The sequence below is a fragment of the uncultured Campylobacter sp. genome (assembly GCF_938040115.1).
In the GTDB taxonomy this organism is placed as follows: Bacteria; Campylobacterota; Campylobacteria; order Campylobacterales; family Campylobacteraceae; genus Campylobacter_A.
The window spans coordinates 1-2,082 of record NZ_CALHXD010000143.1; the positions used below are offsets into that span (position 1 = coordinate 1).

Here is a 2,082-nt window from a genome sequence, read left to right on the forward strand (position 1 = left end):
CCTCGGCTACGCCTTGATTTATCATATTTATAGCTTCGCTTTGCTCCCTGATGCTCTCGCTCATCTCGTTGATGCTTTGAGCTAGTACGTTTGCGTTAGCTTCGATCTCGCCTAGGCTCTTTTGAGTTCGTTCGGCTAGTTTGCGTACTTCGTCGGCAACTACGGCAAAGCCGCGTCCATGTTCGCCTGCTCTTGCTGCTTCGATAGCGGCGTTTAGAGCGAGTAAATTCGTCTGATCGGCTATATCGCGGATTATTACGATGATGTTTTTGATCTCCTCGCTTTGCCTGGTTACGTCCTCGGCCTTTTGGCTAATAGCGCTCATAGAGCTACTCATCTCCTCGACTGCTGCGGCGCTCTCTTGTAAAGAGTTTGCCTGCAAGCTAGCGCCTTGAGTGACTTGCTGCATCGAGCGAGCCAAAAACTCCGCCTTTTCCTCAAGAGTGTGCGCCTGCTGTAAATTTGCTCTTAGCATACCCGCTATCTCGTCGCCCAGAGCGTTGATACCGGTAGCCATCTTGCCCTCATCGTCAAGCCTTTTAGTAAAGTCTTGCTTTTTAAAGCTTTCTAGCAAATTTAACACGTCGTCGCCATTTGCCGCTATAGCGTTTTTTAGCGCGATTTGCAAGTCTTTAAACGTCTGTTTTAGCTGACTAAGCGCCGGATTTGAGGTATTTGCGTTTAGCTGAGCCGCATAGTTGCCCTTGCCGATTTGATTTACGAATGCGTTTGCCTCGACGATAAATCCGTTTTGCTCCGCCAAATTCGCCTCGATCTGCTTGATATTCTCGTTTATCAGAGCGCACATCTGTCCGATCTCGTCGCTTCCGCCGCGATTTAGAAGCTGAGCTTTATCTGTTTTGTTGTTTAAAAACTCGAAAAATCTAACCAACCCGTTTTTAGTAGAGTCGATGCCGGAGATTAAATTTTTGCCGATTAAGATAGATACAAGCAGCATTAGCGCGATACAAACCGCGATAACCGATACGCTAACGATCATCTGAGTATTCGCGTCGCTTTTTATTTGCTTCGCGTCCTTTTGCATACCTTCTAGCAGCTTTAGCTCAAGTTCTCTCATCGCGTCTATAGAGATGCTTATCTTTGAAAACCATTTAGGCGCATCGTAAGAGGCATCCTCGGTAGCTACGACATTTTTTATGATATTCATCGCGTCATTAAAGTCTGCCTTTTTTCTAGCAATATTATCAAATTCGTCGCTAAATTCTTTAGGATTGTATTCGTCGAAGTCTTGCATAAATTTGTTTATGACGCTATTTAGCGCAACTACCTTGTTATAATCCTCTTTACTTATGCTTTTTTTAGTAAAGACTCCGTTTAGCGTAGCGCGCAAGATACCGAAAGACTCCTTTATCTCGCCTACGATAATGATGCGCTTTAGATCATCTACGAGGCTAGGCTCGAGTTTGTCGCTATAACCGTTTATCGCGATAACCTCTTTTCTTAAAATATTCGTTATACGGCCGATTGGATTATCGCCGCCTTTTTGATCGACCTCGGAGCGGATTTTAGCTAGCTCGGGAGCTATTTCGCTTTTTTCGGCTAGTTTTTCAAGCGCTGCGTCTACATTTTTTCGCTGTGCCAGTAGCTTAGCGTTATCTCCGCCCGCTAGTACTCCCGAGCTAAATCCTCGTTCCTTTTGTAGCTCGTGAATGAAGCTGTTTTGATTCGTGATCGTATCCACGATTTGCTCGCTATACTCGGCTTTTGCGCGAGTTTTTGCGATACTGTTTAGCATATAGGCGCTCATTATGCCAAGCCCTAAAAGACCCACGATAGCTATCGTCATGATCTTAAATTTGATACCCAGATTGTTCATTTTTCCTCCTTTTTTACGCTATCTTGCGCTTTTTTCTTGTACTAGTTTGATAAAGTATTTCGCGTTTTCTACCGGGACGTCGGGCAATATACCGTGTCCGAGATTAAATATATGAGGCGCGCCCTTCATCGTCTGCAAAATTCGTTCCACGCCCGTTTCAATCGCCTTTTTATCGTAAAGGCGCGTAGGCTCCATATTGCCCTGAAGGACGTAGCGAGGGCTAAGCTTTGCCTTAGCAAGCGCTA

At 45.2% G+C, this 2,082-nt stretch carries 2 protein-coding genes; both read right to left on the reverse strand.

What is annotated here, in order from left to right:
* On the reverse strand, positions 1 to 1,837 hold a 1,837-nt coding region (locus Q0314_RS05235), incomplete at its 3' end, for a methyl-accepting chemotaxis protein (protein WP_298057283.1).
* Between the two features lie 18 nt (positions 1,838 to 1,855).
* The coding region (locus tag Q0314_RS05240; protein WP_298057285.1) for a uroporphyrinogen decarboxylase family protein at positions 1,856 to 2,082 on the reverse strand (227 nt) is incomplete at its 5' end.